This window comes from Sulfitobacter profundi, assembly GCF_042661425.1.
Lineage (GTDB): Bacteria > Pseudomonadota > Alphaproteobacteria > Rhodobacterales > Rhodobacteraceae > Sulfitobacter > Sulfitobacter profundi.
Window position 1 is genome coordinate 1,629,335 of record NZ_JBHSWA010000001.1, and the last position, 12,982, is coordinate 1,642,316.

Sequence of the window (12,982 nt, forward strand, 5' to 3'; positions counted from 1 at the left end):
GCTTACTCCGCTGCCATTTGTCTGCTGCGCTTTTTCTCGGCGTGGGCCAAAAGCCCCTCGCGCACCCAACGGCCTTCGTCCCAAGCCTTGTTGCGCGCCGCCAGCCGTTCGGTGTTGCAGGGGCCATTGCCCTTGAGCACCTGAAAGAACTCTTCCCAATCCGGCTCGGCGAAATCGTAATGGCCGGTTTCCTCATTGAACTTGAGGGTTTCGTCGGGGATCGTGAGACCGAGGTATTCGGCCTGCGGCACCGTCTCGTCGACGAACTTCTGGCGCAGCTCGTCGTTGGTGTTCATCTTGATCTTCCACGCCATCGACTGCGCGGAATGGACCGAATCTTTGTCTGAGGGGCCGAACATCATCAGCGCCGGGAACCAGAAGCGGTTCAGTGCGTCCTGAGCCATTTTGCGCTGCGCTTCTGTGCCGTTGGCCATCTTCATCATGATGTCGAAGCCCTGCCGCTGGTGGAAGGATTCCTCTTTGCAGATCCGCACCATCGCCCGGGCGTAAGGACCGTACGAGGTCCGCTGCAGCGGCACTTGGTTCATGATCGCGGCGCCATCGACCAGCCAGCCCACCGCGCCCATATCGGCCCATGTTAGGGTCGGATAATTGAAGATTGACGAGTACTTCATTTTGCCCGACAGCAGGTCGCGGGTCATCTGGTCGCGGGTCACGCCCAGCGTCTCGGCCGCGCAATAGAGGTAGAGCCCGTGGCCCGCCTCGTCCTGTACCTTGGCCAAGAGGATTGCCTTGCGCTCCAGCGTGGGCGCGCGGGTGATCCAGTTGCCCTCGGGCAATTGGCCGACGATTTCGCTATGCGCGTGCTGACCGATCTGGCGGATCAGGTTCTTGCGGTAGCCGTCGGGCATCCAGTCCTTGGGCTCGATCTTGCCGCCCGCATTGATGCGCTCCTGAAAGGCGCGTTCTTCGGGGTCCATCTCGTCGAGGGATTTGATGCCCTTGCCGGTGGATTTGATCATCTGTGCATACATCGTTCTGTTCCTTTCTCGGAAAGAAGTCTCAGCCTGCGTTTTCGAGGATCAGTGCAACGCCCTGACCCACGCCCACACACATTGTACATAGCGCGTATTTGCCGCCCGTCCGCTTGAGTTGCAGCGCCGCCGTCATCACCAGACGCGCGCCGGACATGCCCAAGGGGTGGCCGATGGCGATGGCGCCACCGTTGGCGTTCACATGGGGCGCGTCGTCTGCCACGCCCAAGGCGCGCAGGGTGGCGAGGCCTTGGCTCGCGAAAGCCTCATTAAGTTCGATCACGTCCATCTGCTCGATGGTGAGGCCCGCGCGATCCAACACCTTGCGCACCGCCGGGATCGGGCCGATGCCCATGACGCGGGGCTCGACACCTGCGGCAGACATGGCGACGACGCGGGCGACGGGGGTGAGTCCGTGGTCCTTCACGCCTGCCTCTGACGCCAGCAGCATCGCCGCCGCGCCGTCGTTGACGCCCGAGGCATTGCCTGCAGTCACAGTCAGGTCAGCGCCATTGATGCCGCGCAGTTTGCCGAGTTTTTCCAGCGTGGAGCCGGGGCGGGGGTGTTCGTCGCGGTCGACGATCACATCATCGCCTTTGCGCTGCGGGATGGTAACGGGGGCGATTTCCTCGGCAAAGATGCCTTTCTCATCCGCATCGGCCCAGCGTTGCTGGCTGCGGGCGGCGAAAGCGTCTTGGTCCTCGCGCGACACATCATGGTCGGCGGCGACGTTGTCGGCGGTTTCGGGCATGGAATCGACGCCGAACTGCGCCTTCATTTTGGGATTCACAAAGCGCCAGCCGATGGTGGTGTCATAGACGGCGTTGTTGCGGGAAAAGGCGGTTTCGGCCTTGGGCATGACGAAAGGTGCGCGTGACATGCTCTCTACCCCGCCTGCGATGGCCAGATCCATGTCACCCGCGCGGATCGCACGGGCAGCGGCACCGACGGCGTCCATGCCGCTGGCGCAGAGGCGGTTGATCGTGGCGCCCGGCACGTCGACGGGCAGACCGGCCAGCAGGGCGGCCATGCGCGCGACGTTGCGGTTGTCTTCGCCCGCTTGGTTGGCGCAACCCATGATGACATCATCGACGCGCGCCCAATCCACCGAAGGATTCCGCTCCATCAGCGCCTTCAACGGGGTCGCGGCCAGATCGTCGGCGCGAACCGAAGAGAGTGCGCCGCCGTAACGGCCAATGGGGGTGCGCTGCGCGTCGCAGATGAATGCCTGCATGGGGGTGCTCCTGTTGTTGCCCCACAATTTACACATCAGGGCGATTCGTTTCAATCAAAATGTTACTGAATAGAATTGCGGAGTTAATTTCGGTAACACGTTACAGCGCTGTCGCCAAAGCTTTGCCAAAGAGTCACGCATCTGTCGGCGCTCTGTCACGCGGCGGGGGTTCTGTGCGGCCATCGCCACCCTCAGAGGAAGCCAAAGATGACCAAATTGATCCGCCCGACCCGTCGCGCTGTGCTGGCGGGCTCCACCGCCTTTGCCGCAAGCCTTGCCATGCCCAGCCTCAGCCGTGCCGCCTCGCGCCCGGTGTTTACCCATGGGGTGCAATCGGGTGATGTCGACACGCAATCCGGCATGATCTGGACCCGCACCGACCGCCCGGCACGGGTGCAGGTTGAAATCTCTACAACCGAAAGCTTCGCCAACGCCCGGCAGCTTGCACCGATGAACGCGCTGCCGAACCACGATCTGGCCGTGAAACGTCTGGTCGAAGGGCTGCCGTCGGATCAGGATATCTTTTACCGCTTCACCGCTGCCGACCTGAGCGACATCAACGCCACTTCAGAGCCGATCATCGGCCAGTTCCGCACCGCGCCCACCGCGCGCCGCGACGTGCGCTTTGCCTGGTCGGGCGATACCGCCGGTCAGGGCTGGGGCATCGACGATGAGGGCATGCGCACCTATGCGACCATGGCCAAACACCGCCCCGATTTCTTCCTGCATTCCGGTGACACCATCTATGCCGATGGCCCGCTTGAGGATGAGGTGCAGCTTGAGGATGGCACGCTGTGGAAAAACACCACGATCATCGATGAGAAACGCAAAGTGGCCGAGACGCTGGACGAATATCGCGGCCAGTGGAAATACAACCTGATGGACGATCATGTGCGCGAGATGAACGCCCATGTGCCGACCTTCATGCAGTGGGACGACCATGAAGTCGTGAACAATTGGTCCTCTTCGCGCAGCCTGATGGAAGACGACCGCTATAGCGAAAAGTCGATCCACGTCCTCGCCGCCCGCGCCTCGCAGGCCTTTCACGAGATGACCCCGCTGCGTATCACCCCCGCCGAGCCGGGCCGGGTTTACCGCAAGATCAACTACGGTCCGATGCTGGATGTCTTCTTCCTTGACCTGCGCAGCTACCGGGGGCCGAACAGCGAGAACATGCAGACCGAGATGTCGCAGGCCACAGAGATCCTCGGGGCCGAGCAGATGGCATGGCTCAAGCGGGAACTGACCAATTCGTCGGCCACATGGAAGGTCATCGCCTGCGACATGCCCATCGGACTGGTCGTCGGCGGCGGGGCCGAAGCGGTAGCCAATGGCGACAACGGTGCCGCCAAGGGGCGCGAGCAAGAGATCGCGGGGCTGCTGCGTTTCATCAAGACCGCGCAGGTCGACAACGTCGTCTGGTTCACGGCAGATGTGCATTACACCGCCGCGCATTACTACAACCCCGACAAGGCGCAGTTTCAGGATTTCGACCCGTTTTGGGAGTTTGTCTCGGGCCCGCTGCACGCAGGCACGTTTGGCCCGAACGAATTGGACGGCACCTTTGGCCCCGAGTTGAAATACGTCAAAGCGCCGGAGGAGGGTCAGGTGAACCTGCCGCCTTCTGCTGGTCTGCAATTCTTTGGCTTGGTCGATATCGACGCCAAGACCCAGCAGATGAAAGTGCGCCTGATGGACCGTGCCGACACCGAGATCTACTCGGTGACGCTCGACCCCAAGGGGGCCGCGATCTAAAGACCCGTTTGAGCGGTCGGATTGAGAGGATCGCCCAGAAGCGGGCGATCCTTTTCGTTTCAGTAGTCGACGCCGCGCTGTGCTTTGATGCCTGCTTTGAACGGGTGTTTGACCTCTGACATCTCGGTCACCAGATCGGCATAGTCGCAAAGCTCGGGCCGGGCGTCGCGGCCTGTCAGCACGACCGCTGTGCGCTTGTCGCGGGCATCAAGCCCGGCGATGACGTCTTCGATCTTGAGGTATTCATAGCGGATGGCGATGTTGATCTCATCCATCACCACGAGGTCATAGTCCCCGCTCGCCATCATCTCGCGCGCCTTGCCAAATGCGGCCTCGGCGGCGGCGATGTCGCGGTTGCGATCTTGGGTGTCCCAGGTGAAACCTTCGCCCATCGTGTGCCATGTCACCTCATCGAGTTGTTCAAAGAACAGCCGTTCGCCGGTCTTCCATTTGCCCTTAATGAACTGCACCACACCGACGCGCTGTTTCCAGCCAAGCGCGCGTACGACGACCCCGAAAGCAGAGGAGGATTTGCCCTTGCCCGGCCCGGTATGGACCAGCACAAGACCCTTGTCAGGGTCTTGCAGCTCGGCCACCTTGGCGCGCTGTTCGGCCTGACGCTGCTGCATCTTTTCCTTGTGGTCTTGCGGATCCGCGTCGCTCATCGGTCATCTCCTCTATCCGGTTTCGGGGCACCATAGGGAGAGGGCGAGCCGGGCGAAAGCCCGCAATGAATCACGCCTTGGGATCGGTGACAGACCGCGCTTTGCCGCGCTCCATCCCCAACTGCCGCTCGCGCCAGATCACCAGCGCGCCCGCGCTGATCACCAGCGCCGCGCCTGCCAGCATCATCATCGTCGGCAGTTCGGCAAAGAAGACGTAGCCCAGCAAGATGGCAAAGAGCATCGAGGTATAGTCGTATGGCGCCAGCATCGAAGCCGAGCCAAAGCGATAAGCCGAGGTGATAAGAATCTGCGCCACTCCGCCGATTAACCCTGCCAACACCAGCAAGCCAAAGGTTTGCAGATCAGGCATGACCCAGCCGAAGGGCAGGGTGAAAAGCGCCAAGACCGATGCAGTGACGGAAAAGTAAAAGACGATCGCCGCCGTGTCTTCGTTCTGCACCAATTGCCGGATGTGGATCTGCACAAGGCTGCGCACCATCGTCGCCATCAGGATCAACAGCGCACCAATCGTGGCTGTCTGTTCCATCGTACCGATGCTGCTGAAACGCGGCCAGAGGATGATCATCACCCCGACCAGCCCGATCGCCACGGCAGTCACGCGGATCAGACGGATCTGTTCGCCCAGCAACACGGCGGCAAGGATCACAGTGAAAATCGGTGTGGCAAAGCCGATGGCGGTGACCTCGGGCAGGGGCAGCAGGCCAAGGCCGGTAAAGGTCAGCCCCATTGCCGTGGTGCCGAAAAGCCCGCGCCAGACATGGCCCATCGGGTTTTTCGTCTTCAGCCCGCTTTTCAGTTTGCCGCGTTGCGCCAGCCAGATCAGGATCACCGGAATGGCAAAGAAGGAGCGGAAGAAGACCGACTCGCCCGCGGGCACATCGTCGGCCAGCGATTTGATGATCGCAGACATGCAGGTAAAGAGCAGGATCGCCGTGATCTTCAGCCCGACGCCAAGGGCGGGGCGGGCGGAGAAATCATCGACTTTCATGCTCTGGTCCTCATGCTTCGGGGCCGATCCGTCCGCGGTTAGTGCCGATCTGACCGCGGTGCAGCAGCAGGTGATCCAGCAGCACGCAGGCCATCATCGCCTCGCCCACCGGCACCGCGCGGATACCAACACAGGGATCATGGCGGCCTTTGGTGATGATCTCGGTCTCTTCGCCTTGTTTGGTGATGGTGCGCCGCGTGGTCAGGATACTTGAGGTCGGCTTCACCGCGAAACGCACGACCACATCCTGCCCGGTGCTGATCCCGCCCAAGATGCCGCCCGCATGGTTGGAGGAATATTCCGGCCCCTCTGGCCCCATGGTGATCTCGTCCGCGTTCAGCTCTCCGGTCAGCATCGCGGCTGACATGCCTTCGCCGATTTCCACGCCTTTGACGGCATTGATGCTCATCATCGCGGCGGCCAGATCGGTGTCGAGCTTGCCATAGACCGGCGCGCCGAGCCCCGCAGGCACGCCGCGCGCGGTGACTTCGATGATCGCACCCACGCTGCTGCCGGACTTGCGCAGCCCGTCGAGATACGCGGCCCAGTCGTCCGCCGCCTTGGCATCGGGCACCCAAAACGGGTTCTGCTCGATCTGGTCCCAATCGAACGCATCCCGGTCGATCTTATGCGGACCCATCTGCACCATATAGCCGGTGATCTGCAGGTTCGGGGCCAGCGCCTTGATCGCCTCGCGCGCCAGACCGCCCGCCGCCACCCGCGCCGCCGTTTCGCGCGCCGAGGAACGCCCACCCCCGCGATAGTCGCGGATGCCGTATTTCTGGAAATAGGTGATGTCGGCATGACCGGGGCGGAACTTGTCCTTGATATCGCCGTAGTCTTTGGAGCGCTGATCGGTGTTTTCGATCATCAACTGGATCGGCGTGCCTGTCGTGACGCCCTCAAAGGTGCCCGACAGAATCCGCACCTCATCCGCCTCACGCCGCTGCGTGGTGTATTTGTTCTGGCCCGGTTTGCGCTTGTCCAACCACTGCTGGATCATGCCCTCGTCAATCGGCACGCCGGGGGGCAGCCATCAATCGTGGCGCCAAGGGCGGGACCGTGGCTTTCGCCCCATGTGGTGACCCGGTAAAGATGGCCAAAGCTGTTGATCGACATGGGCGGACCTCCTGTTGTCAAACCCTTAGCCGGGGCAGCGCCCTGCCTCAAGGGGATTTGCCTTGCCAATTGTGTGGGGGGCATCTACCCCTGACGCTACCTCGGGGGCCTTTGGGCTGAGATGTACGTGTTGTGCGGACCCGTTGAACCTGAACCGGTTAACACCGGCGGAGGGAAGGTCCGGACAGACATCCACCTTTTACCTTTCGCCGCAAAAGGAGGATGCAATGAAGTATCTTACACTTGCTGCGGGCGTCTTGGGCGCATCGGCTGCATGGGCCGAAACGCCTGAATTGACGGTCTATACCTACGACAGTTTCGTCACCGAATGGGGCCCCGGCCCGGCCATCGAAGAGGGGTTCGAGGCCGAATGCGGCTGCGACCTGAAATTCGTTGGCATGGGCGATGGCGCGGCACTGCTGGCGCGGCTCAAGCTTGAGGGCGCGCGCTCTGACGCGGATATCGTACTGGGGCTCGACACCAGCCTTGTCGCGGCGGCGAAGGAGACTGAGCTGTTCGCGCCGAGCGGGTTGCAGGCTGACTATGATCTGCCGATCACTTGGGAAGATGACGTCTTCGTCCCCTATGACTGGGGCTACTTCGCTTTTGTCCATGGCACGGACCTCTCCGCGCCCACCGATTTCAAAGCGCTGGCCGAGAGCGATTTGAAGATCGTCATCCAAGACCCGCGCTCCTCAACCCCCGGTCTGGGTCTGCTGATGTGGGTCAAAACGGCCTATGGCGATGAGGCGCCCGAGGTTTGGGCGGGGCTGGCCGACAATGTCGTGACCGTGACTAAAGGGTGGTCCGAAGCCTACGGTTTGTTCCTCGAAGGCGAGGCCGATATGGTGCTCAGCTACACCACCTCGCCTGCCTATCACCTGATCGCAGAGGAGGATGACAGCAAGACAGCGGCGCTGTTTGACGAAGGCCACTACATGCAGATCGAAGTGGCGGGGAAGCTCGCGGGGTCGGATCAGCCGGAGCTGGCCGATCAGTTCCTGCAATACCTCGTCTCTGACGCCGCGCAATCGGTGCTGCCGACGACCAACTGGATGTACCCCGCCGTGACGCCCGAAGGCGGTCTGCCCGAAGGGTTTGACGGGATGATCCAGCCCGGCAAGGCGCTGTTGGTGCCGAACGGCGAAGTCCCCGCGCTCCGTAAAGAGGCTTTGGACGAATGGCTGACCGCGCTGTCGCGTTAAGCGGCAAGACGGGGCTTTTCGCCGCCGCACTGGTCGCGGGCCTGATCCTTGCTGCGTTGGTTGCCGTTTTCATGGCAGCCGATGTGGCGGCGGGGCTGGGGGCGGCGGATTGGGCGGCGGTGCGTTTTACCGTCACGCAGGCGGTGTGGTCGGCGGTGCTGTCTGTGCTGCTGGCGGTGCTGGTCGCGCGGGCCTTGGCGCGGCGGCGGTTTTGGGGGCGTGGGGCGTTGATTACATTGCTCGGCGCGCCGTTTATTCTGCCGGTGATCGTGGCGGTGCTGGGGTTGCTCACGGTTTTTGGGCGGTCTGGTGTGCTGAACCAGTTTGGCGCGGCTCTGGGCCTGCCACCGGTGTCGATCTACGGGCTGCACGGCGTGGTTCTGGCCCATGTTTTCTTTAACCTTCCGCTGGCAACACGGCTTTTGCTGCAAGGCTGGCAGAGCATACCGTCCGAGCGGTTTCGACTGGCCGGGCAGCTGCAGATGACGCCCCGTGCACTGTTTCTGGCGCTGGAATGGCCGATGCTGCGGCAGGTTCTGCCCGGCGTGGCGGCGCTGATCTTCGTGATTTGTCTGACCAGTTTTGCCGTGGCCCTGACACTGGGTGGCGGGCCACGCGCGACGACGATCGAGCTGGCGATCTATCAGGCGTTTCGGTTTGATTTTGACCTTGGGCGGGCGGCGCTTTTGTCGGTGGTGCAGCTTGTGCTCGCGGGTGCTGCGGCGGTTGCGGCGCTTTGGCTGATCCCGCCGATCAGCTTGGGCGGTGGGCTGGACCGCCCCCTGCGCCGCTGGGATGCGCTGGGCGGGGGGCAGCGAGCGTTGGATATCGTCGTTATCACGTTGGCGGCGCTGTTTCTGCTGCTGCCACTGGGGGCTGTGGTGCTGCGTGGTTTGGCGGGGGTAGGGCAGTTGCCACCCTCGGTTTGGCAGGCCACGTTGAATAGCAGTCTGGTTGCGGGCCTCAGCGTGATAGTACTCGCCGCACTGGCCTTGCCGATGGCAGGCTGGATCGCCACCCGGCGGCGCGGCGGGGTGGAGGCGATTGGCCTGATGGGGCTTGCGGCCTCTCCGCTGATGATCGGCACGGGCTGGTTCATTCTGATCAACCCGGTGCTCGAACCGGCGCGGCTGAGCCTCCCCGTTACGGCCCTCGTGAACGCGCTGATGGCGCTGCCTTTCGTGCTGCGCATTCTGGTGCCGCGGCTGCGTGAGACGTTGCAGGATTATGGCCCGCTGACGCAGACCCTCGGCATGAATGGTTGGGCGCTTTGGCGTCTGTTGGTCTTGCCGCGCTTGCGTCCACAACTGGGCTTTGCCGCCGGGCTGACCGGGGCGCTGTCGGTGGGTGACCTCGGCGTGATCGCGCTGTTCGCCGATCAGGACCGTGCGACGCTGCCCTTACAAATGTACCGTCTGATGGGCGCTTACCGGATGGAGGCCGCAGCAGGTGCGGCGCTGTTGCTGCTGGTCTTGGCGCTGGCGGTGTTTTTCATCTGCGACAAATGGGGGCGCTGGCATGCTGACGCTTGAAAAGATGCGCATAGAGCGGGGCGAATTCAGCCTTGTCGCCGATATGACCCTCGCACCGGGGCGCAGCTATGCGGTGATCGGCCCCTCTGGGTCGGGCAAGTCGACGTTGCTGGCGGCGATCTGTGGGTTTGTGCCGGTGGCGGCGGGGCGGTTGTTGCGGGATGGCGCAGACATCACCGAACAGCATCCCGGCCAGCGCGGCATGACGATGCTGTTTCAGGATAATAACCTGTTTCCCCATCTCACCGTGCGGCAGAACGTCGGCCTTGGGCTGCGCCCTGACTTGCGGCTGAAGGCGGCGGATCAAGGGCGGATCGATGCCGCCCTCGCGCGGGTGGGGCTGAGCGATCACGCCGCCAAACGCCCCGGTGCGCTGTCGGGTGGGCAGCAAAGCCGCGTGGCGCTGGCGCGGGTGCTGGTGCAGGCGCGGCCTTGGGTGCTGTTGGACGAACCCTTTGCCGCGCTCGGCCCGGCGCTGCGGATTGAGATGCTTGATCTGGTCCAAGACCTCGCCCGAGAGACCGGGGCGGGGCTGATAATGGTGACCCATGCGCCGGATGACGTGCGGCGCATCGCGGATGAGGTGATCTTTGTCGAAGGCGGGCGCGCCCATGCGCCGGGGCCAGCGGCGGAGCTTTTGGACAACCCGCCTCCGGCCCTGCGCGCCTATCTCGGCTAGGCGGCGGAAATTTTTGAAATTTCCGGGGCGTTTTCTTTTGAAGAAAACACCTCCAGCGCTTGGGTCATGCCGAGGGCGGCTTGGGCGGCCTCGCGTCCTTTGGTGACAAAATGCGCGCGGTAGATCGCGTTGTGGTGGTCGGTTTCCTGATAGTGATGCGGGGTGAGCGAGACCGACAGCACCGGCAGGTCGCAGTCCAGCCCCACGCGCATCAGCCCATCGACCACGGTCTGCGCCACGAAGTCATGACGGTAGATACCGCCATCGACAACGAAGGCCGCACAGACCACGGCGTCATAGCGCCCCGTTTTGGCCAAGCGCTGTGCCATCAGCGGCAATTCAAAGGCACCGGGAACGGCAAAACTGTCGACCTGCGCGGCGTCGATAATTTCGGTAAATCCGTCATAGGCGCGGTCGACGATATCCGCATGCCAACTTGCGCGCACAAAGGCGAAACGGGCGGAACGATCTTGTGTCATGGTGATCTCCTTTAGGTTCAGACACGTCCACCCAAGGCGATCACGAGCATAGGCAGGGCCAAGGCCCCACATCTGTTCGCATTCTCTTCCATCCGGACTGTGACCGTCGGCTCTGGAGTCGCACCAGATCTGCTGACACCCCGTGGGGCCGCTCGCGGGCTTGCGGGAACCGCTTACCGCCGGTGGGGAATTTCGCCCCGCCCTGAGAATGATGCTAGGTTGCCAAGTTGGGGAAGGCTCTGCAATACCAAAAGAAACGCCCGAGGAGCCGCCATGCATCCCAACCCGATCTACCGCAAAGAGGGCCGAGACAGGAACCTCGCTTTTGCCCGCGACATGGGCTTTGGCGTGCTGGCGATCAACGCCGCCGACGGGCCGCTGATGGCGCATGTGCCCTTCATTCTGAACGCTGCCGGGGATCTGGCGGAGCTGCATCTGGTGCGCTCAAACCCCATCGCGCGGGCGCTGAAGGCCCCGCAGCCGGTGCGATTGGCGGTGACCGGGGCCGACAGCTATGTCTCGCCCGATTGGTACGGCATCGAAGTCCAAGTGCCGACATGGAACTACGTCGCCGTGCATCTGACCGGGATGCTAGAGGTGCGCCCGGCAGAGGAACTGCCCGATCTGCTGGCGCGGCAATCGGCGATCTATGAGGCGCGGCTGGCGCCCAAGACCCCGTGGACGATGGACAAGATGACCCCCGAGGCGCGCGACAAGATGCTGCGTATGATCGTGCCCTGCCAGATCCGCGTGACCGGAATCGACGGCACATGGAAGCTGGGCCAGAACAAGGATGAGGCTGTGCGTCTGGCGGCGGCGGATCAGATGGCGGCGCATGGGTTCGGGACAGAGCCTGCGGTGATGGCGGCATTGATGCGGGGCGCTTGAACGCCGTTGCGTCAGGCGCGGCCCCGTTGAATAGTGCGGGCAACCAAGGGGGACTTCACGTGAAACTATTTTATTCTCAAACCTCGCCCTATGTCCGCAAGGTCATGGTGCTGCTGCACGAAACTGGCCAGCTTGATGATGTCGCGCTGGAGCCGACCTCGGGCACGCCGCTGGCCCCGGCCGAGGGCTTTGCCGTGCGCAACCCGCTGACCAAAGTGCCCGCACTGGAGCGACCGGACGGATGCACGCTTTATGACAGCCGGGTGATCTGCGCCTATCTGGATGACCGCGCCGGAGCGGGCTTTACCCCCAAGGCGCAAGCAGGTGGGACACTTTGACGCTGGAGGCCACGGCGGACGGGATGCTCGATGCAGCGCTCGCCATGGTCTACGAAGGCAAGCTGCGCCCCGAAAACAAACGCATGGCGGAATGGGTCGAGGGCCAGTGGGGCAAGGTTGAACGCGCCTGCAAGACGCTGAACAATCAATGGGCAGCGCATTTGGCGGGGCCATTGGATATGGGGCAAATCGCGATTGGCTGCGCGTTGGGCTATGTCGATTTCCGCCATGGCGCACGCGATTGGCGTGCTGGAAACCCTGATCTGGCGGCCTGGTTCGATGCCTTTGATTCGCGTCCCGCGATGATGCATACGGCGCCGCCGCAGTAATCGGGCCGTAATGATATTGCCACAATCGCGGTATTTTTGCCGCGTTGTGGCGCGGTTGATCCCAGATGCGCGGCTTTGACATCTGGACGGGCGCGGTCCATCCCGGTAGATAGCGGCGAGAAGTCAGGTGGCAAGGTGACGCCACCCCTATGTCTGACGGCCAGATTTGGCCAAGAATTGGAGTAAACCCGTGTCCCAAGCAGAAGAACACGCAGGCACCCGGAGGGATTTCCTGTATTACGCGACAGCCGGTACAGGTGCCGTCGCCGTTGGTGCCGCCGTCTGGCCGCTGGTCAACCAGATGAACCCCTCTGCCGACGTAAAGGCGCTGTCGTCCATTCGTGTGGATGTGTCCGGCGTTGAAGTCGGGACGCAGCTGACTGTGAAATGGCTGGGCAAGCCGGTGTTCATTCGGCGCCGCACCGAAGCCGAGATCGAAGAGGCGAAAGCCGTCGATGTATCGACGCTGCCCGATCCGATCGCGCAGAACGAGAACCTTAGCGGCGACGTGCCTGCCACGGATGAGAACCGCGCGCTGGATGAAACTGGTGAATGGCTGGTTCAGATGGGCGTTTGTACGCACCTTGGCTGTGTGCCTTTGGGTGATGCGGGTGACTTTGGCGGCTGGTTCTGCCCTTGCCACGGGTCGCACTACGATACCGCAGGCCGCATCCGTAAGGGGCCGGCCCCACGCAACTTGCCGGTGCCTGTCGCCGAATTCGTGGACGAGTCCACGATTAAACTGGGTTAAGGGA

The 12,982-nt window shown here is 62.8% G+C and carries 11 protein-coding genes, 2 pseudogenes and 2 riboswitches; of the genes and pseudogenes, 7 read left to right on the plus strand and 6 right to left on the minus strand.

Annotated elements, in window-relative coordinates:
- Positions 1 to 2 precede the first annotated feature (2 nt).
- Together paaA and pcaF are read right to left on the minus strand one after the other, a co-directional pair.
- Positions 3 to 995, minus strand: a complete 993-nt coding sequence (paaA, locus tag ACFQAU_RS08520; protein ID WP_132444020.1) for a 1,2-phenylacetyl-CoA epoxidase subunit PaaA — start codon at positions 993 to 995, stop codon at positions 3 to 5.
- A 28-nt stretch (positions 996 to 1,023) separates the two neighbouring features.
- Positions 1,024 to 2,229: a 3-oxoadipyl-CoA thiolase gene (gene pcaF / locus ACFQAU_RS08525; RefSeq protein ID WP_132444021.1), complete on the minus strand. Its 1,206-nt coding sequence runs from the start codon at positions 2,227 to 2,229 to the stop codon at positions 1,024 to 1,026.
- Positions 2,230 to 2,436: 207 nt separating this feature from the next.
- Between pcaF and ACFQAU_RS08530 the strand changes: the two genes are divergently transcribed.
- Positions 2,437 to 3,984: an alkaline phosphatase D family protein gene (locus ACFQAU_RS08530; RefSeq protein WP_132444022.1), complete on the plus strand. Its 1,548-nt coding sequence runs from the start codon at positions 2,437 to 2,439 to the stop codon at positions 3,982 to 3,984.
- Positions 3,985 to 4,043: 59 nt separating this feature from the next.
- Here the strand turns inward: ACFQAU_RS08530 and cobO are convergent, their stop codons facing one another.
- The 3 genes and pseudogenes from cobO to aroC form a co-directional block, all read right to left on the minus strand.
- Positions 4,044 to 4,649 (minus strand): cob(I)yrinic acid a,c-diamide adenosyltransferase, encoded by a 606-nt coding sequence (gene cobO, locus ACFQAU_RS08535; protein ID WP_132444023.1) that lies wholly within the window; start codon positions 4,647 to 4,649, stop codon positions 4,044 to 4,046.
- A gap of 70 nt (positions 4,650 to 4,719) precedes the next feature.
- A complete protein-coding gene (locus ACFQAU_RS08540; protein WP_067935337.1) occupies positions 4,720 to 5,658 on the minus strand; it encodes a DMT family transporter in 939 nt (312 codons plus the stop codon).
- 10 nt (positions 5,659 to 5,668) lie between these two features.
- Positions 5,669 to 6,861, minus strand: a pseudogene (gene aroC, locus ACFQAU_RS08545) (chorismate synthase).
- An 8-nt stretch (positions 6,862 to 6,869) separates the two neighbouring features.
- A riboswitch (TPP riboswitch) is annotated at positions 6,870 to 6,970 on the plus strand.
- A 34-nt stretch (positions 6,971 to 7,004) separates the two neighbouring features.
- On the opposite strand from aroC, the gene thiB reads away from it, so the two are divergent.
- From thiB to ACFQAU_RS08560, 3 genes are read left to right on the plus strand one after another with little or no spacing between them, the layout of a single operon-like run.
- Positions 7,005 to 7,982: a thiamine ABC transporter substrate binding subunit gene (gene thiB / locus ACFQAU_RS08550; protein ID WP_132444025.1), complete on the plus strand. Its 978-nt coding sequence runs from the start codon at positions 7,005 to 7,007 to the stop codon at positions 7,980 to 7,982.
- The gene (locus ACFQAU_RS08555) at positions 7,958 to 9,514 is read left to right on the plus strand and encodes a thiamine/thiamine pyrophosphate ABC transporter permease ThiP (protein ID WP_132444026.1); all 1,557 of its coding nucleotides are present in this window, start codon (positions 7,958 to 7,960) and stop codon (positions 9,512 to 9,514) included. The genes thiB and ACFQAU_RS08555 overlap by 25 nt, the downstream gene beginning before the upstream one ends.
- A complete protein-coding gene (locus ACFQAU_RS08560) occupies positions 9,501 to 10,193 on the plus strand; it encodes a thiamine ABC transporter ATP-binding protein (protein ID WP_132444027.1) in 693 nt (230 codons plus the stop codon). The genes ACFQAU_RS08555 and ACFQAU_RS08560 overlap by 14 nt, the downstream gene beginning before the upstream one ends.
- On the opposite strand, the gene ACFQAU_RS08565 is transcribed toward ACFQAU_RS08560, so the two are convergent.
- Complete coding sequence (locus ACFQAU_RS08565; RefSeq protein WP_132444028.1) at positions 10,190 to 10,672, minus strand: 6,7-dimethyl-8-ribityllumazine synthase; 483 nt, start codon at positions 10,670 to 10,672, stop codon at positions 10,190 to 10,192. The genes ACFQAU_RS08560 and ACFQAU_RS08565 overlap by 4 nt on opposite strands.
- Positions 10,673 to 10,748: 76 nt before the next feature.
- Positions 10,749 to 10,886: riboswitch (FMN riboswitch) on the minus strand.
- Positions 10,887 to 10,945: 59 nt separating this feature from the next.
- Here ACFQAU_RS08565 and ACFQAU_RS08570 point away from each other — a divergent pair.
- From ACFQAU_RS08570 to petA, 3 genes and pseudogenes are all read left to right on the plus strand, one after another.
- Positions 10,946 to 11,560 (plus strand): FMN-binding negative transcriptional regulator, encoded by a 615-nt coding sequence (locus ACFQAU_RS08570; protein ID WP_132444029.1) that lies wholly within the window; start codon positions 10,946 to 10,948, stop codon positions 11,558 to 11,560.
- A 59-nt stretch (positions 11,561 to 11,619) separates the two neighbouring features.
- Positions 11,620 to 12,227 (plus strand): annotated as a pseudogene (locus ACFQAU_RS08575) (glutathione S-transferase).
- Between the two features lie 190 nt (positions 12,228 to 12,417).
- Positions 12,418 to 12,978, plus strand: a complete 561-nt coding sequence (gene petA, locus ACFQAU_RS08580; protein WP_007118534.1) for a ubiquinol-cytochrome c reductase iron-sulfur subunit — start codon at positions 12,418 to 12,420, stop codon at positions 12,976 to 12,978.
- Positions 12,979 to 12,982 lie beyond the last annotated feature (4 nt).